At 59.3% G+C, this 16,194-nt stretch carries 19 protein-coding genes and 1 pseudogene; 11 read left to right on the top strand and 9 right to left on the bottom strand.

The genetic code is table 11. From position 1 onward, the window contains the following. Window positions 1-23: 23 nt before the first annotated feature. The 4 genes from ACVI1L_RS22050 to ACVI1L_RS22035 all read left to right on the top strand — a co-directional run bounded on the left by ACVI1L_RS22050 (window position 24) and on the right by ACVI1L_RS22035 (window position 2,888). Window positions 24-587, top strand: coding sequence for a TIR domain-containing protein (locus ACVI1L_RS22050; protein ID WP_456783777.1), 564 nt, complete (start codon window positions 24-26; stop codon window positions 585-587). Continuing rightward, a complete protein-coding gene (locus tag ACVI1L_RS22045; protein ID WP_456783776.1) occupies window positions 524-1,231 on the top strand; it encodes a hypothetical protein in 708 nt (235 codons plus the stop codon). The genes ACVI1L_RS22050 and ACVI1L_RS22045 overlap by 64 nt, the downstream gene beginning before the upstream one ends. Before the next feature lie 815 nt (window positions 1,232-2,046). Then, window positions 2,047-2,460 (top strand): hypothetical protein, encoded by a 414-nt coding sequence (locus tag ACVI1L_RS22040; protein WP_456783775.1) that lies wholly within the window; start codon window positions 2,047-2,049, stop codon window positions 2,458-2,460. 5 nt (window positions 2,461-2,465) lie between these two features. Next, window positions 2,466-2,888, top strand: coding sequence for a hypothetical protein (locus ACVI1L_RS22035; RefSeq protein ID WP_456783774.1), 423 nt, complete (start codon window positions 2,466-2,468; stop codon window positions 2,886-2,888). A gap of 525 nt (window positions 2,889-3,413) precedes the next feature. Here ACVI1L_RS22035 and ACVI1L_RS22030 read toward each other — a convergent pair. After that, the gene (locus ACVI1L_RS22030; protein ID WP_456783773.1) at window positions 3,414-3,620 is read right to left on the bottom strand and encodes a hypothetical protein; all 207 of its coding nucleotides are present in this window, start codon (window positions 3,618-3,620) and stop codon (window positions 3,414-3,416) included. 80 nt (window positions 3,621-3,700) lie between these two features. Between ACVI1L_RS22030 and ACVI1L_RS22025 the strand changes: the two genes are divergently transcribed. The 3 genes from ACVI1L_RS22025 (at window position 3,701) to ACVI1L_RS22015 (ending at window position 5,923) form a co-directional block, all read left to right on the top strand. Then, a complete protein-coding gene (locus ACVI1L_RS22025) occupies window positions 3,701-4,450 on the top strand; it encodes a thermonuclease family protein (protein WP_456783772.1) in 750 nt (249 codons plus the stop codon). Window positions 4,451-4,469: 19 nt separating this feature from the next. After that, complete coding sequence (locus ACVI1L_RS22020) at window positions 4,470-5,483, top strand: hypothetical protein (RefSeq protein WP_456783771.1); 1,014 nt, start codon at window positions 4,470-4,472, stop codon at window positions 5,481-5,483. A 197-nt stretch (window positions 5,484-5,680) separates the two neighbouring features. After that, window positions 5,681-5,923: a hypothetical protein gene (locus ACVI1L_RS22015; protein WP_456783770.1), complete on the top strand. Its 243-nt coding sequence runs from the start codon at window positions 5,681-5,683 to the stop codon at window positions 5,921-5,923. Between the two features lie 157 nt (window positions 5,924-6,080). Here ACVI1L_RS22015 and ACVI1L_RS22010 read toward each other — a convergent pair whose 3' ends face one another. After that, window positions 6,081-7,034, bottom strand: a complete 954-nt coding sequence (locus ACVI1L_RS22010) for a hypothetical protein (protein WP_456783769.1) — start codon at window positions 7,032-7,034, stop codon at window positions 6,081-6,083. 9 nt (window positions 7,035-7,043) lie between these two features. Next, the gene (locus ACVI1L_RS22005; RefSeq protein ID WP_456783768.1) at window positions 7,044-7,232 is read right to left on the bottom strand and encodes a hypothetical protein; all 189 of its coding nucleotides are present in this window, start codon (window positions 7,230-7,232) and stop codon (window positions 7,044-7,046) included. 989 nt (window positions 7,233-8,221) lie between these two features. Between ACVI1L_RS22005 and ACVI1L_RS22000 the strand changes: the two genes are divergently transcribed. Next, window positions 8,222-8,389, top strand: coding sequence for a hypothetical protein (locus ACVI1L_RS22000; RefSeq protein ID WP_456783767.1), 168 nt, complete (start codon window positions 8,222-8,224; stop codon window positions 8,387-8,389). A 666-nt stretch (window positions 8,390-9,055) separates the two neighbouring features. Here ACVI1L_RS22000 and ACVI1L_RS21995 read toward each other — a convergent pair. After that, window positions 9,056-9,652: an HGGxSTG domain-containing protein gene (locus ACVI1L_RS21995; RefSeq protein WP_456783766.1), complete on the bottom strand. Its 597-nt coding sequence runs from the start codon at window positions 9,650-9,652 to the stop codon at window positions 9,056-9,058. Window positions 9,653-9,712: 60 nt separating this feature from the next. Here ACVI1L_RS21995 and ACVI1L_RS21990 point away from each other — a divergent pair, with 60 nt between their 5' ends. After that, window positions 9,713-10,045 (top strand): transposase, encoded by a 333-nt coding sequence (locus ACVI1L_RS21990; RefSeq protein WP_456785581.1) that lies wholly within the window; start codon window positions 9,713-9,715, stop codon window positions 10,043-10,045. After that, window positions 10,045-10,386 (top strand): hypothetical protein, encoded by a 342-nt coding sequence (locus ACVI1L_RS21985; RefSeq protein ID WP_456783765.1) that lies wholly within the window; start codon window positions 10,045-10,047, stop codon window positions 10,384-10,386. The genes ACVI1L_RS21990 and ACVI1L_RS21985 overlap by 1 nt, the downstream gene beginning before the upstream one ends. Before the next feature lie 114 nt (window positions 10,387-10,500). Here the strand turns inward: ACVI1L_RS21985 and ACVI1L_RS21980 are convergent, their stop codons facing one another. Both ACVI1L_RS21980 and ACVI1L_RS21975 read right to left on the bottom strand, forming a co-directional pair. Then, window positions 10,501-11,079, bottom strand: coding sequence for a hypothetical protein (locus ACVI1L_RS21980; RefSeq protein WP_456783764.1), 579 nt, complete (start codon window positions 11,077-11,079; stop codon window positions 10,501-10,503). A gap of 746 nt (window positions 11,080-11,825) precedes the next feature. Beyond that, window positions 11,826-11,975 (bottom strand): hypothetical protein, encoded by a 150-nt coding sequence (locus ACVI1L_RS21975; protein ID WP_456783763.1) that lies wholly within the window; start codon window positions 11,973-11,975, stop codon window positions 11,826-11,828. A gap of 295 nt (window positions 11,976-12,270) precedes the next feature. Between ACVI1L_RS21975 and ACVI1L_RS21970 the strand changes: the two are divergent. Then, a pseudogene (locus ACVI1L_RS21970) lies at window positions 12,271-12,684 on the top strand (transposase family protein); the annotation flags it as partial. A gap of 80 nt (window positions 12,685-12,764) precedes the next feature. Here the strand turns inward: ACVI1L_RS21970 and ACVI1L_RS21965 are convergent. From ACVI1L_RS21965 to ACVI1L_RS21955, 3 genes are all read right to left on the bottom strand, one after another. Beyond that, window positions 12,765-12,947, bottom strand: coding sequence for a hypothetical protein (locus ACVI1L_RS21965; protein WP_456783762.1), 183 nt, complete (start codon window positions 12,945-12,947; stop codon window positions 12,765-12,767). Between the two features lie 887 nt (window positions 12,948-13,834). Further along, a complete protein-coding gene (locus tag ACVI1L_RS21960; protein ID WP_456783761.1) occupies window positions 13,835-15,166 on the bottom strand; it encodes a tyrosine-type recombinase/integrase in 1,332 nt (443 codons plus the stop codon). A 588-nt stretch (window positions 15,167-15,754) separates the two neighbouring features. Beyond that, on the bottom strand, window positions 15,755-16,060 hold the full coding sequence (locus ACVI1L_RS21955; RefSeq protein WP_057019307.1) for a hypothetical protein: 306 nt from the start codon (window positions 16,058-16,060) through the stop codon (window positions 15,755-15,757). Window positions 16,061-16,194: the final 134 nt, after the last annotated feature.

Raw genomic sequence — 16,194 nt, 5'->3', positions numbered from 1 at the left:
CTCTGGACAAGATCCATGCATGGTTGAGAGAAGGCAAGGCAAACTCGCTCGCTCTCCTAAGGCAAGCCGTCAAATCGCTGGAAGAGGATCTGGCTGATCGCCTCAACGAAACAGGCGAAACGTCTCCCGGCGGGGTGCGGCGTACGTCGCCGAGTGATGATGTGTTCGTCGTTCACGGCCGGGACAGCCCCGCCAAAGTCGAAGTTGCCCGGCTGATCGAGCGCGCGGGTCTCAAAGCAGTGATCCTCCACGAGCAGCCTAATCAAAGGCGCACCATCATCGAGAAGTTTGAGGCGCACGGTGGGAATGCTGGGTTCGCGGTGATCGTAATGACACCAGATGACGTCGGCGGCCTTGACGCGGAGAACCTGCGTCCCCGCGCGCGGCAGAACGTTGTCGGCGAGTTGTTTTGGTTCGCGGCTCGCCTTGGCCGTGATCGTGTGTGCGCCCTGAGGAGGGGTGACATCGAAATGCCCTCCGACTTCGCCGGTATCGGGTATACCGACATGGATGACCGAGGTGCTTGGAAAATGGAATTGCAGGCCGCCGGCTATGCCAATATCGATTGGTCCAAAGCACTCGGCTGAGCAACGCGATTATTTCTGGAAGAGCACAATACGATGAGTACCTCAGTGCGGCCGACGTAGGCTTCTACGGAATCACGGCTCCTCAGATCCTTGCGTTCCTCCTGACCATCGCGGCCTCATTCCTTTCGGCGCGATGGGGAAGCACCGAGTACCGGAAACAATTTGCTAGAAAGACGCAGGACGACGAGCGAGCAGCAGCCGCTGCCCTAATACCGATACTGTCAAACTTCGCGACGAACTGCGACACGATGAAGTCGAACCTCTCCCTGTCGATTTCCTCGCAGAGACAGGAAGGTCGGGACGAAAACCTTGCGGATCTTACGTTTGATCCTGCGGTGCATACGCACGCTTCTAGGCTGGGGCCAGCGATCACTCAGCGTGCAATCAAGCTGGAAATGACCCTTGCGCGAGCAAAAACATACCTGAGCAAGGCATACGATCATCTCGATAGCGGAGATGTAGATCAACAGATGCTGAGCTTTTTGGCCCTACTGTCGCTACGAGCTCGGCACCTGATCGACATGGCTGCCAATCAAACGGGTATGACGATGCGTTACCCACGCAGCGATATGGAACGCCTCCTCAAATTAGCGACAAAGCACAGTCACGAGATTGACTCTGGAGACGAAGGCAGTTGGTCCTGACCTCTATCCGATCTGCATGAAGTCGCGCGCAAGATCGTCCGGCGCGAGTTTTGATCGCATCGTCTCGCGATGTTTGTGACAACGCCATCGCCTGTGTCGGTTCCGCCCAATTCTAATCGAACTCGGCATCAGCTGGTCTGCCACTCGGGCTTTGGAAGTACGGAAGGCCACAATTCCAAGACGACAGATTTCAGCGCGGCTGTGAGCGATACGCTTGTACCATCGAGCCGCCGAACGATAACGTCCAAGACCGGCGCGGACCAAGCGACATCCAGAGACCCGATGGTCCTGATCTCTACGCTGTCCAGTGAACCGGCTGTGTTGATTTCGTAATGCGCCCCTCTGGCGTGAAGGTGCTTGTAGGCGGTTGCCGCACTCCGGATCGTATTGAAATGACGATCACGCCCGCAGAGATCAATTCGCAGTGCTCGCACCCCTCTCGCCTCAGGTGCCCCTTCTGTCCACCACTGGACGATCTTTGCAGGATCCTCGCGTCGATAGTATGCGATTACGATGTCGGCGAGCTGAGAAGCCGCGACGCAAGCGTTGAAGCCTCGTCTAATGTCACCACTGCGATCGAGATAATCCTCAAAGTTTGGGAGGACGAAGTGCTCATAGTATTCTGCCGGAGTTGTGCGGCCCATTTGGAAAGATCTCGGTTCGAGTGTGAGTTTCCCCGGCCGTCGACGACGCATGAGCGCGCCGGTGCCTCCGCGATCATATCCACACCCACCACGTGCGGTAGATGGCGGAGGAGCTGATCCCCAAGGGATTGATGATTTGCGCAGGGTTGGTCGAATTGCTTTTCTGCTGCCATGACCACCAAATCCCGGGAACACCTCTTCGGCAGCACCGTTCGCGTGCTGACCGAGCGCGCCGCGGAAGCGTGGAAGGACGCCGACGGGCTCGCGTGCCAGGCGTGGAACGCGCGCATGCCCGGCTTCCAAGGGCCGGCGCAGCCGTCGCCGTCCCTAGGCGGCGCGCTGAACGCCGGCTACCGCTATCTCGAAGTGAAGTGCCTCGGCTGCGAGACGCGCCAGACGGTCGCGCTTGATATCGTCCGGCGTGCCACGACGACGCCAATCCATGAGCTCGAGCGTTACATGCGCTGCAAAGATTGCTCCGCAGTGCGCGGCTATCCATTCAAGCGCAGTCACCTGGTGGCGCTGCACTATACCGAGATCTCGACCGGCGATCCGCCGACAACTTGGTGGCCGGAAGACAGATAAAAGCAATGGCACTCCTCGATTGGTCGAAGTCAATTCGCGTTGCCACCGCCATCGCTTTTTTCGTTCTAGCCGGCATCTTCAGAGGGCCGATCACCTGCAGAGACGGATGGCATTCACCATCGATCGGGTCGCGAGAAGCTTGCTCTTATCACGGCGGCGTAGCGCGAGGGGCATCATCGCTGTGGTTTCTCTTGAGCGTGGGCATCGGCTTCGCAGCATGGTTCGCGGCCGACGCGAACAGTCCGCGTCGAAGACGAGAGGAAGAGGAAGAGCGGATCAGACGGGAAACCGCGCGAGCCAAACTCGAAGAGCGTCGCCGCGAATTGAACGAGCTGCAGGCCCAGCAGATGCTCCAGGCTGAAGGGATGGCAGAAACGCCGCAAAAGACGGTTACGGGGAAACGTTGCTATAAATGCGAAATGCAATGAAGGCCGTAATCTCGTCGACAGGAGAACATGCAGGCAAATTGCGCTGGCAGTGCGTCGATCCCAGTTGCGATGGAAATTATTTGGTCGACGAGGATGATCCCTTCCCTCTGCACTTCCTTCCTCGATCGACCCGCCCTTCAAGATCGCGTTCACCAGTTCGAAGGCGCCGGCGGCGGTAGTGTTAAAGGGGTCAAATCGCGAAGGCCTGCGCCGCGGCCGCGCTGCTCATCGCCGCACCGGGCCCGTCCGACGACATCTTCGGCAACTGCGCGATTCGCCTCGATCTCAGGAGCGGTATCTGGCTTGTCTGTCATGCCAGTGACTTAACATGCTGGCCTCGGTCCTGCTAACCTGAGGGGCACGAGCCAAGACAGGCGTTACTGCATGAAGCAACTTGTCGAAAAGTTTCAGGCGAGAGGCAGCGATGGCGCGATATACACAGTGCACATCTACCAGAAGATGACCGAATTCAATCCACTCAGCGGTCCTGGCGCTCGAGTTGGAGGGACCAAAGACGCTCGGCTCTCAGATGGCCGACATTTGAATTGGATCGACGACACGTTTCAGATTCTCGATAACGACCAGATCATTAGGCGGGCTTGACATTGAGCCGCTCGGCGCAAGCCGGACCCACGCCTGTTCGCCGGAGACAAGCAGATCGCAACTAGCGTTTTCGGGCCCTGACACTTGTGACAGGTTTTTGACGGAAAAAGTTGCGGTATCGCCGCTCATCTAGGCCCGAGCAGTGGGGCCATGACGAGCGCGACCGGGGATATGCTCGGCGCGATCTGGCGAAGCGGGAAGGAAGTTACATGACTGATGCACCTAAGATGGAAGGTCACTATTGGGCGAAATGGCGCATTGCAAATCACGGGACGAGAGACGCCGCTGAAGTGGTGCCATCCGACCACTGGGAGGTGGTGCAGGTTTTCGAGACCTGCATCGATCCTGATCACGACGATTTTTTGATGGTCTTCGTTCCCGGGGTCGAGCGCTTCCAGTCAATCGAGAATACGCAAACTGATGGGGCCAGGAATTTTCCGATTTATGCTACTGCGGCTTGCCGTCGTGGCTGCGTTGGTGCTGCTCTCCGCCGCCCCATCACTCGCAGAGGACATCATCGGACGCGCCCGCGTGGTCGACGGCGACACGATCGAGATCAACGGCACGAAGATCCGGCTGTGGGCATCGATGCGCCGGAGTGCGATCAGCTGTGCCGCAACGATGATAGCAATCTCTATCGCTGCGGCGAGAAGGCTACCCGCCCTGGTCGTATCCAGCGGCCGGTCATTTGCACGCCGAAAGACCATGACCAGTACGGCCGCATCGTCGCTGTGTGCAAAATCGACAACCCGGAGCCGGACATCGCACACTGGCTGGTCGCCAACGGTCGCGCGCTCGATTGGCCGAAATACTCTGGCGGCTCTTATGATGACGCGCAGCGCGAGGTGCAGCGCGCCGGCCGCGGCATGTGGGCCGGATCTTTCGTCGCGCCCTGGCTTTACCGGGCTTGCATTCACGCGGATAAGACGCCGTCCTATTGCTCGGACGAAGCCAAGTGATTGACCAAGGGAAACCCATATGTTCACGAAGAAGGTTGTTCTCGTTATCGGCGCCGGCGCCAGCTACGAATACAACATGCCGTTGGGCAGTGAGCTGGCGAGAGCCATCTCCTCGTCATTGGATTTCAAATTTCAGCGCGGAACGATGCTCTCCGGCGATCGCGATCTGCTCGATCACATTCGTCGTCACGTCGGCGGAACGACAGAAGAGGTGAACGAATATCTCGTGGCCGCGACGATGCTAGCGCGAGCGATTCCTTCGTTCGTGTCGGTCGATGAAGCGATTCATTTCGTCAGCTCGTTCCCAAAGGCTGTCGAGATCGGGAAGGTTGCGATCCTTCACCACATTCTGATGGCCGAGCGGGAGTGCACACTGCAAATTGACCGGAATACCGGCCGCATTCTTCAGCTGCCGCAAATCGGTTGGTTGCCGCAGTTCTTTTCCCAGCTTGTGGCGCGCGTGCGGCGCGAGGAAATGGCGGCTGCCTTCAACAATGTGACCTTCATCAATTTCAACTACGATCGGCTGATCGAACAGTACCTCTATTGGGCCTTGCAGGAGCGGACCTCGCTCTCCGCCGGGGACGCCGAGGCGATCGTCGCAAACCTCAATATGCTGCGGCCCTACGGTTCCATCGGCCAGTTCGATCCCGACTTCGGCAATGAGTTCGGGTTTGGGACCACCGCATTCTTCGATCCGTTCCGCAGATTGAGCAGCCTCGGAACGTACACAGAGAGCAAACCGCTCCATGATCAAGCTGCAGCAGAGGGCGCGCTCCGCGATGCCGCCTTGGTGATCTTCCTGGGATTCGGCTTCCACACATCGAACCTCGACCTGATCAAGGCCCCGCATTCAGGCGACAAATACGCGTTCGGGACGGTCAAGGGCATCCACCGCGAGAACCACGATCCGATCAAGCGAACGATATATGGCAATCTGGGTGGCCTGAACCACAGCAGCGGTCTTTACGACTTTACGGCCGAAGAGCTGCTGAGAGAACTTCGGCCGCAGATCATGATGCTAGTAGGCTAGCGCAGTCTATTTTGGGCTTGAACGGGGGCGGGCTTTCAAGATGCGAGCTGCCGCTCCCACTCGCGGAGCAGCTTCCGGCCGTCGTCGGTGTCGATGTAGCCTTCGATCTTCGCATCGCGCGCGCAAGGCGGTAGGCGGCTCGGCCGAGAGCCTTCGCCTCTTCAATCGTAATACCAGAGCTTTCCTGTGAGCCGTAGATGCCTCACGTGGGCCGGGCTAAGCGCTCCGAGTTCTCCATCGGCCTCACGTCCGAGATGCGAGCGGCGGCCGAAGCCGCCGCCCGATTGATGATGCTACGCCGCGGTGCCGGCGATACGACGCACAGCGATGGCGAGCTCGCGGAAGGCATGGTGAGTAAGCGACGCGGCCGCCCTTACCGCTCCGGACGTACGAAGGACTGGATCAAGGTCAGCATCAACAGGTTGATCGAGGCGAAGTGATGCATGGACACCAGCCGACACAGAAGACCTCGAAGCTGTGCATGCGCGCGGCGGGACGATCAGCGAGGCCGCCGAGCTGCTTTGCCGTACCGGCAACATCGACGAGGTTCAGCACAGAGCGCTGGACATCTTGAACAGGAAAACGGAGGGGCCTGACCTAGAGGCCCATCGGCGAGCCTTTGCAGCGGTCCCAGATGCGTTCGAATTCCATGTGAAACAGGTGATAGAGGCCATCGGGGTTTGGGGTCACCGAGATCAGCCATACGGGCGTTTCATCGACATGCGGCCCGCCCGGCAGATAATATTGAAGCCAGACGCCCGTGCTGGTCATGATCAGCTTCCAGTTCGGCTGGCCATTGTAGAAGCGGCCCTCGACCGGCAGCTGTGCTTTCCGAAGTTCGGAGAGGCGCCGCTTCGAGGCGTTGATCGCCTTGACATAGTCGGTCGGACTCACCCCGACCGCTTTGGCACGGCCGACCATTTGCTTGTTGGTTTTCGGATCACAGAGAATGACCCTGATTGTGCCGCGAAAATCCTTCAGCGTGTCGTGCAACGGCGCACCGGCGCGGCCGAAGGTGTCGATGCCGTTCGCACCAAGGATGTGCACGAACTTGTTGCTCGGGTGCAATACCTCCTCGCGTAACGCGCCCCAAGGCGCGCCATCCTCGGTCGTCTTGGCGTGGGGATAGCGCGCTTTGAGGCCAGATTGCGACAGCAGCGAGTTGCTGATGTCGGCGGTCTGCAAAATCGTGCTCTGTCGATTCAGTTGCCGCCGCGCGTGCGCCAGCAGGTAGACGAGCAGGCCGAAGCCGGCCACCAGGAACGCCAGCAGCAATGCGTAAGCGGGATTGAGCAGCGCGAAGCTCGTGGCCTGGCGCAGCATGTCGTGGATGAAAAACGGATAGTTCTTCAGCGACGACCACAGCAGCGGCGCCACCTCCGTCCAGTCCGGCGTGTGGTCGAGGTTGTACCATTTCTGGAACAAGCCCAAGATATACGGCGCCAGCAGCACTCCGAAAACATAGAGTACCGCCTTCTTACGGCCGTCCTTCAGGACATCCGAAGCTGTCGATTTGAGGCTGTCGCGATCAGGTAACCAAAACGGAGCCAAGCGAAAACTCTATGAGTTTCGCACAGACTCCCATGTGATCGCCGGATGATCCGGCGGAAGGATCACTGGCTGATCCGTGCGGACAATGGTCTGCTGGTATCGGAGCTTTTGGTCAATGTATCGCGAACCGAAAAATCCGGTCACAAGGGCGCCGCCTGTCACGCCGAGCAATCCTGCGATTAAGGCGAATTCGACCATCGATCCCTCCCAGAGCTGGCTGGGTACCATCCTGAGTTGAGTTCCAACAGGGTGCCGCTAAATCCGTTAACAGATATTTACCCGGTGTCTTAAAAATACAACACCCTGACAAAAATAAATCGCGTACGGCAACTCCGTACGCCTTAGCCGGTTCCCCGCTGCGCCGCAAGTGTCCCAGATCACGCAAACGACGGTCAATGCTCCTTTTCTGCGCCTTTGGGCTACCCCAAGGCCCCCGTCCGCTCACGCGTTAGAGGCGGACTGCACCAGGGGGTCCGCGCCGCACTGTCCCATAACTCCCTGCCGACCTCGGCTGCGGCCGACCAAGTGCTGCACGACCACGACGGGGAGTGCTCGGAGAGAAAGCTACCATTTCGGATCGCTGCAGAGGATCCTAGTCACGCCAGCGGCCCGCAGCGGCGCTCATTGCTGCCGTCTTCGCTCTCGTGAGCGGCGTCTTGCGTCGTATTTGATCGGCTCGAGGCAGGCCGACATTGCTTCTCAACAGGCCGCCGCCGCAAGAATATCAGCCGACGCGGCGAGAACGACAGCAACTAGCGCTGGGAACCGAGCCTTAGCGAGCGTGCGGCTAACGTGGCTTCAATCTCTCCGGGACAATCTTTCCGAATATCACTCAATTCTAATGAGCGCCGACAATTCTCGAGAAGGGCTCAGCGCTGCGGCAGCCCTCGAAGAAAAAATGGGATGCAGACGAACGCCGCCTTTCGTATCTCGGCGCTCAATTGGACCTTCTTCTGAACCAGAAGAAGCCGTTGCAACAAGCGTTGTGGAAAATCAGTGACGACATTCTGAAATTGAGCACGAAAACGGAGCGAGCAGCCACCACACATTGTCGGTGTACTCTTCAACCAACGGCAACGTGGTCAACGTTAGGACCTCCGACTTGCTCTTATCGATCGCGAAGATTCGCAGATGGTGTTTGTGCGGCGCAATTCCGTACCTCACTCACCCTTTGCGACGAAGCGGACATGGTCCAGTTGCTGGCCGAGAAAGCCCGGACAGCGGAACCGCCGACGCTGACAGCGATTGAACGCGTCGCCATGGAAAGGCAAAAGGTTCAACTGCACGCTCGACGCCGCGTCCAGTTAAAGGCGCTGAAGAAGCAAGTTCGGGGGATGTTGCGTCGGACCACCTAGTTCGGTCGAAAGCGCCACGCTGCCTGCGCAGAGCCTCGCTAGGAGGGCCGCCCAACGCGAGAGGCTCCGGTCTAATCGAAAACGCTTCCGCGGCTTCGGCCGCCCTTCTCGCCGCTGGCTAGCCTGGCTTGCATTTTCCGCAGCTGTCGCGTGATCTCGCTGGGGTCAACGTCAGCCGTAGCGCTTTCGCCGTTTGCTCGCTCAGCCTCAGCGTCCGGCTTCGCGAAATAGCCGGCCGAACGAAGGAGCGCCCGGGTCGCGACGGTTCTTGCACCCGCAGGCGCCTCTCGATCGCTGCAGATAGAAAATGCAGTCTCATATCCGACCTTGGCCCCCTCCAGCAGCTCACGCCTAGTAAGCCCTCGGTGTTCGGCGGATTCACCGGTCTTCCCTTCCAAAGCTGCCGCCACCCCTCTAGACAGCTCTTCGGGTGACATTTGGGAGAGATCTTTCGAAACCTCCTCGTAGGCGCTGTGGAAGAAACCTGCGCAACGGATCAACACCTCAGCCATCGACGCGCGAGCGAGCGCCGGCGCTTTCGAATTCTGCAGATCGCAATCGCGGCTCGATGCGCGGCCTTGGAACCGACTGTTGCGATGCGGAACGAGAGCTCGGCCCGGAACGCCTGGTCGTTGAGCTCGTCTAAATCGTCCTCCTCAGTGAAGCTCATGCAAAGATCCCTTCGTCGTCATTGCTCGGTCGGTCAGTTTTTTCGAGCAGTTGCGCAAGCCTGGCCTTCGCGGCAGCGAGCGCCTGCCGGATGCGCAGGGCTTCCGGATCTAGCGGCGCGGGACCGGGTGCGTCTTCCAGCAAACGGCGAGCGTCGGCAGCCTGCTCCGCCCGGACCCGTTCGCTCGCCCTTGCTGCTCGAGATCCCGGCCGGTGCGATCGATGCCAGTTTTCGTGAGCTTTGCGCTGGGTCGCGGTCATAGTCGCCAGACGTTCGGCGCGTTGCTTGGCGTGCTTCTGCTGTCGCCGGACTTTGGCGTTGAACTTTGCCGACCCTGCTGGGGTCGAGCAATCGGGGTATTGGGTCACGTGCCAGTCGGCGCCACTGGGTGTCTTTCCGCCGTGAATGGCGCACCGGCCGTTCTTCATCGCCGGCTTCGCGCAGAGTTCGCTGCTCTTCTTTAGCCGTGCTCCGCAGCGCGGCGCGGTCCGAAAGCGCTCGTGGTTCGCCGCCGCGTTCCGGCGCGCCTGCTCTCGGCACGCGGGCGTCTTTCGCCAGCGCTCCAACCCCGACGTGCGCCCACGCTTAGCCATTCGCGGACGCTCCAATAGCGGGCCCCACGAGGTATCGCGGAAAAAACGGCTTGAAGCCCGATACACTTACCGACCGAAAACGTATGTCACTTAAACCCGCGCATACGCGCTCCGCAAAGCTGGCGCGGAAAAAGCGGCTTGCGCGTGCGTAAGACAGTGAATGAGAGCGGTGCCAGGGGGTATAGAGAAAGAAGAAGAAAAAGCATTCTGCCTTATGCTGTTAGCCAGCGCATCCGCAAGCGGATTGAGGAGGCATTCGGCTGGATCAAGACGGTCGCCGGGCAAGAGAAGACCAGATTCCGTGGCTGTGATCGGGTCGGATGGGCCTTTACCTTCGCTGCGGCCGCCTACAATCTGGTGCGGCTGCCCAAGCTGATCGCGGAGACCGGTTGATGGCCAAGGTGCCCGGCTTTGCCAAGGCCTTTGCCGGCCGCTGGCGCATCGTCGAAATGGACAACTGGGACAGCGACTTCCTCGATCTTGTCGGAGAGGCGCATCTCACCTTTCGTGGCAAGTCCGATGGCAAAATAGCGTTTGGGGCTCTCAAGGGCTTCCTGGATGCTCGCTACGGCACCCGCGACGGATCGGCCTGCGCCGAGTTCTCATGGGAGGGGCACGACGAGAATGATCCGTCCTGTGGTCGCGGATGGGCCATGATCGGCACTGCGGGCAGGCTCGTTGGCCACTTCTACATCCACAATGGCGATTCAGCCTTCGTTTGCGAACGCGGCTGAGTTCTTCAACGGCCTGCTAGATCGGCCCATTAGCAGGAGCGGGAGCGCTGCTAGCAACTTTCGCGATTGGTCGTCGGGCGCGGCCCCCGCGTCGATATGCTCCCTTACAATAAGCTACTCGTTTCCGATCGGCCACCTTCCGTCAGCCTTCAGCATGTCGATGTACTTGTTCAAAGCCTTCAATACGGCCCTAAGCTGATCAACCAGTTCTCGGTATTTGACAAGAAAGGATTCTATGGCGTTGACTTCATCGGCCGAAACCGGCGGAGGCGACTCGATCAACCTACCGAGCATCCGTTGACGTTTACGCAGCGTAAGCGATAGCTCGGCGTAGAATTCAGCCGTAACAGCCTGGCCTTCGGTCAGCTTGAGTTCACTCAGTAGATCTTCAATATCATTCAGTGTTTGCGCAACGACGGACTTCACACTTTCCCATGCCTGCTGTCGGTTTGGGTGATCAACAAAATCCTGTACGGCCGAGAGAAGCAACTCGCACCGAGATTGGTTTAATTCGAGAGCCATGCCAGAAATCTTCGAAAGCTTCTTTCGGGTCTGCCGAGCCTCGTTCCATTCAAAAATTTCATGCCCGCTGCCAATGGCGGCGACAATCATCCTCGTGAGCTTCGCGAACGTGTCCGTGAGCTTGTCAACGGCCCGTGCCGCATCTTCAAATATGGAGATGTTGAAATCCATCGCGAGCGCCCCCCTATTGTCTTTAGTGAAGTTGAGCCTCTTGCTAACAAACCCCGATCATGCGCCTTAGACACGCGAAGGCAAGACCGACTGAGATTGCGACGACCACGGACGGCGCGTCATGTCGCGCCGATGGATACTGACACACACCTCACAGCATTGATAAGAGCGAGAGAGCGTTGAGCCAAACGGGTCAACAACGCTTACCGAACAAGCTGCCACAGGTTGTCGCAGGCAACTTGAGTGACCCTTGCGTGACGTTCAGCGATCAAAGTAAGATCGCGTTATGGTCACGCGGACTGCTTATGCCGGACATCGATCACATCCGTTGCCCTTGGAAGTTCATCAAAAAACCCGCCTAAGCAACACGGTCGGCAGTCTATCGCCCAGCCGACCGTACCGCCGCACCGCGTATCGGGACGCTACGCGTGCTTGCCGCTGCCTAAGACCAAACTCAGCGGCGCAATGATTCCACCAGATCGCGCGCGGCTTTCATCACCCTTCCAGCCGCAGTGTCCCGCATGACGCGCCCGATGCTCGAGTCCTCAGCAAGAGTACCCGCCGCGTCGGCACCGGTCGCAGAACAAAAGGCTGGTTCGCAGGCACCGCTTTTAACGAAGCTCACTTCTTCCAAGGTAGCGGATCGAACTATGTGCACGGTCTCGCCATCCACGTCGGTCGGCTCTGGGCCATGCATGATGACGCCCACGCTTAATGACGTGAGCTCGCCTGATTTCACGCCTAAGTTATGCCTTCTGACGTACCGCTGAGGCGTCAATCTCAAGCCACATTGCCAACCCATAATCATCGACATGGAAAGACAGGCCGTCGCGGGTAGTGGCGATCACTTCACCAGGATAGTGGTTGAACAATGCGAGCTTCGGTTCACCAGCCATCGGCGACAAACTCCTGAAGACGACAGGCAATGCAGCCGAGATTCTTCGGCCTCCTGCTTGCGGGTGTGAGTGATCACAACAATGAGGTTGCGGCAGCTTGCCATACCTCGCTTCAAGCTCCGCGAGCGCAGCCGCCCCATCGGCCTCAGTATCGACGTGCGTGGTGAGGGCGGCTACGTCATCGCGCCGGGGTCAGTACGCGACGACGGCTGCGTCGCAAGCCCGCAAACGGTCCGTGAAGCGATTGCAAGCGCACTTTGCAAGCAGAGGTCAGTCGATCCTCTATGCCGACCCCGCGCGGGAACTGACGACGGTTGTCGCGCGGCGCGGCAAACCCAGCCTGATCGTCTCCGACAACGGCACCGAACTCACCTGTAGCGCCATGGTGGCCTGGTGCAAGGAAACCGGCATCGACTGACACTTCATCGCACCGGGCAAACCGATGCAGAACGGCTTCGTCGAGAGCTTCAACGGCCGGATGCGTGACGAGCTCCTGAATGAGACGCTGTTCTTCGGTGACGATGCCAGGGCCAAACTTGCGGCATGGGTCGCCGAATACAATGGCGAACGCCCCCATTCCTCGCTGCAATACCTCACGCCCGCGGCCTACGCCGCCTCTCTCACCGCAACGGGCGCTCGGCTGCGCAACCCCGACCAGCTCCGCCGATCGCCCGTTGCTTCCACCGCGCCGCAAGGCGCAAAACTCTAGTTCTGGGTGGTCCAAACTTCGGTCTCGCTGCAGCCCCCCGAGACTCTAACTGCCCGGCTGGATGAAAATTCAGGGGCAGGTCATATCTTCAAACCGAAGCTCTTGAAGCGCTTGCCGATCTCACTGAAGTCTATGGTGCGGTCGCTTGCGTCATAGGTGACGCCACCCAAGCCATCGGGCACCGGCTCATAACGCGCGCCCAGAATATCCTTCGGATCGGCGTTCGGCGCCGCACGCACCAGCACTTCTTTTGCGAGTAGCAACACGCCCGCGTAGAAATTTCGGACTGCAGAAAGAGCGCGCTTGGGATCATCGCGCCATAGTCCTCGATGCCGAGCTGGAGCAACTCGACGGCGTTCCGAAAGAGTGAACCTGCGGTTGTCACGATGCACTCGGGCACGAGTGGAGGGACTTCAAAACTATCATCGGTGAACGCAAAGGCCACGTTTTTTGAACCATTTTGAGAGCATCAGAATTTGGGAAAGAGAAGTAAATGGTGGATAGCGAGTAACAGATTGAGATAAAACGGTTTTTGACGTCATCGACTGTAACGTAGCCAAAGTCCTGCAACGCATCGAAAGTGTCCAATAACAGTTTTACTGACTGAATTGACTGGAGACTCGGCTGCGGGCAAGATTTGAACTGCGATCTTCAGTTATAGGTGAGGTCGGAGTGACAGCAAGAAGCGCTCCCGTCACGCCCCAGAGCAGTAGAACCGGCTCCTCCTATTTGTACGCCACGACTACCCAGCAGCGATACCTGCCCACTCGATCTCTTTCTTTTTGCAGAAGCGTAACATCCTATTGCTTCGGACCACTCGTGGTTCGAGGCGGAGACATGGGCTGCAAGAACGAAGAGACTCGGATCGAGGTTTTTGGGACGCCAGGTTACCCAAAGATGCCGTATGGGACGAAGCGCCGACGGAGTAACCGCGGTATGCCGCCGCCGGCAACGTTTGACATCGATACGCTGCCGGGCAGCTCCAATTTGACGGCACTGGAAACAGCCGCGGTCATCCGGCGCACGCCCGGAGCGCTGGAGCAGTGGCGGCGCGATCCGAACCATCCGCTGAAATGGCGCCACGTCGACGGCCGCCCGCTCTATCGAGTAGACGCGGTGCGCAACTATTTGGCCGGAGGCGACAAAACCGCTAAGCCATCTCAGCCGCATAGTGCTCCCGGAGACGGCCGAGCAACTCGGCCTTGATCGGATCGAGCGGGTTCGTTCTTTGCAGGCGCACGACCTTGCCACTCCGTATCGCACCGACCAGCTCCGCGATGTAATCATGAGCCGCTTCGAACGCCATCTTGCGGATGATCCACTGTTCGTCGTGATTGTAGACCTGATCAATTCCGCCTGGCTTTTGCCCGACACACAGACGCTGGATCTCATTGTCGTAGCCGCAGCGGGACATGATAGTACGCAGGCTGCGCCTCAAATCATGCATGGTGAACTTGTCAACACCCGCTTCCTTAATCAAACGATTGACCATCTTGGTGAAGCCCGACATCTGGCCGCCGGTCTTCGGTGACGGGAAGACATAGTCTGAAGTCGCCCGCTGGAAATGTTTCGCGGCAGTGAGCACCTCATCAACGAGATGAGTACGCGGTACATCGTGGTGTAGGCCCATCTTGGTCCATGCCGCATCGAAGGTGATGCGGTCCTCCATGACGTGCTTCGACCACTCGATCATGGTTGGCTCGCTCCGGCGCGGACCACCGAGCAAGCACGTCCTTGCCAGAAGCCCGAAGGTCCCGAGCTTGCCGGATGCCTGCCAGACCTTGATGATTTCTTCGTCAGTTAAGGCGCGGCCCTGCGTTCGGCGTCCGACCCTTTGCGCACGGGTTTCCTTGGGCTCGCGATAACCGGCAAGCACATTGTGGTCGACATAGCCCTCGCTAACGCACCATTCGAGGAACGTGTGGGTGTGCTTGCGCAGATCCTTGGCTGCGCCACGCTTCCCGGTCTTGGTAACCTTGTCGACCGCTGCCATGATTTGCCGTCGCGTCAGGTCTCCGACGCCACTATCGGCGTGCTCCTTGAGTCCGCGCCGCAACGCCGACATTGCCGGCTTCCAGTTGACGACCTGGCGTCCGGTCAACGACGTCTCGTAGGGACCATCTTCAACGATGAGGTCAGCCAGCATGGTGCGCAGCTTTTCGGCGGCCTGTTGCCGCCTCGCCTCGCGTTTCGCATCGTTCGGGTCCACGCCTTTGAACACCTCACCAGCGGCGATAGTTGCGGCCTTGCGAGCGGCCTTCTCATTATACTTGGGCCACGGGCCGAGGGTCTTGCGCTGGGTTCCCCTCACTCCCGGCTTGGAGAAGAGATAAACCCACGTCCGACCGCCAGTGGCACGCATGCGCAAGGCGAGGCCGGGCAGCTTGTCGTCGTGGAGATAATGCTGCGCCTTGCCGGGCGGCAACGTGGCGTTGCGGATCACTGCGTCGGTGAGTGTCAGTTGGTTGGTCGACTCCGGCATGCTCCTGCGCTCCCTGTCGCGGTGTGCCCCGCAGACGCCCGGATCATCCAAGCGACGGGAAAGTGGTCATTGACTTTCCTTCGCTTTTCCCGTCTCGGGGCACACCCAGCGTGGAAGGACGGCCCCTTAAAGAACACAAGGGCACAGACCTTCCCCGATTTGTGTGCCCCAAGGGAAAATCTGCGGCGGGCACAACGGGGGCACACAAAATGCAGTATGGCCGCTTATGGCCCGTTGGGGTCAAAACGAACATAAGCCGATGTAATAGAATGAATTATTTCGACAACACTATGGCTGCGTGCGGTCTGCCTGGATCTACAGATTGTGGTTCACACGGGAGAGGTCCAAGGTTCGATCCCTTGTGCGTCCACCATCCTGCCTCCTGAACTCTGCCAGGTGCGAACGATTGTCGACATTCTGCTGTCCTCCGGGACCGCCTCACAAAAATGTCGAAAACAACCCCATGCAAAGTAGCCGAGGCGAGCCGGATCAACGGGTTACGCCATTTCCGAATTTTGATTAACTCGTCGCGCAAAACACCGGCAGGCCAGCGGCGCCGATCTCGGCGATGCGGCCCGGCATTCCGGCTCACTGCCGGCGGCGCTGCGGTGCGGATGACGGCTTGGCGTTGCGCCGGCTGAGCTCGCCGAGCAGGTCGCGAACGGCGCCGTCGAGTTCGTCGGGTGGCGGGATGGCGTGATCGGCGTGCTGCGTGCCGGCCCGCCGATACCAGCCGGAGGCGGAGCTGTCGTCATTCGCGGCGCGAACCTGCGGCGCACGAACGTGAGCGCGCGAGGCGGATCCCCGCCGCCGGCGCGAGATCAGCTCGCGTGCGCCGTACCCCGAGATGAAACCGATCCCGGCGACGAGAGCGACAATCAGAAGCTCAAGCATCGTGTTGCCCCCAATCACCGTGCCGCAACGCAATATGCGCGACAATGCGGCGGCGGCTTGACCGGGCCGGTTCCTTTTCACTGTATCGAGCACAACCCTGCCCCTCGGAATCGTACGGGGTTTTGTTTGCAGGC

The organism is Bradyrhizobium sp. USDA 4516, from assembly GCF_054055915.1.
This window is presented reverse-complemented; position numbering and strand designations above follow the sequence as displayed.